We start from the raw sequence: 604 nt of genomic DNA, 5'->3' as shown, positions 1-604 counted from the left end.
TGAAGTAGATATTACATTAAAACTTACTGGATTTGAAATGCAATTTGATGAAATTTGATTAGCAATGATAGTATGACTACCAACAGCAAGGTTATTGAAAATTGGACTTGATTGATATGGCAAACCGTCCAAAGAATATTGGTAATCTGAACCAATTGGATTTGTTACAGTTACTGAATTAGAAACACAAGAAGAAACAATTGAAACTGTAGGTGTACTTGGCACGCTTGGCTGAGCATTTACTACTATGTTGGCTGAAGATGGTGAGGTACAACCAGATGCATTGGTAACTGTAAAAGTATAAGTATTCGCATTAGCCGTTACTAATCCTGTTGCTGAAATACTTACAACTCCTGGTGTAAAAATATAGGTGTTTGAAATGTTGTATCCTGTGATTTGAAAACTTCCTGTGGCTGTCGTACATGTTGGTTGTGTTATCGCACCAACTGTTGGCACACTTGGCGTACTTGGTTGAGTATTTACTACTATGTTGGCTGAAGATGGTGAGGTACAACCAGATGCATTGGTAACTGTAAAAGTATAAGTGTTCGCATTGGCCGTTACCAATCCTGTTGCTGAAATACTTACAACTCCTGGGTTAAAT

At 37.3% G+C, this 604-nt stretch carries 1 protein-coding gene; it reads right to left on the bottom strand.

Features of this window, described 5'->3' with window-relative positions; genetic code table 11:
- A partial coding sequence (locus tag IAI56_RS15890) for a hypothetical protein (RefSeq protein ID WP_187658782.1) occupies positions 1 to 604 on the bottom strand: 604 nt, incomplete at both ends.

It is taken from the genome of Flavobacterium macrobrachii (assembly GCF_014486675.1).
GTDB lineage: Bacteria > Bacteroidota > Bacteroidia > Flavobacteriales > Flavobacteriaceae > Flavobacterium > Flavobacterium macrobrachii.
Note: the sequence above shows the minus strand (reverse complement) of the source record. Positions and strands in the feature narration are given on the sequence as shown.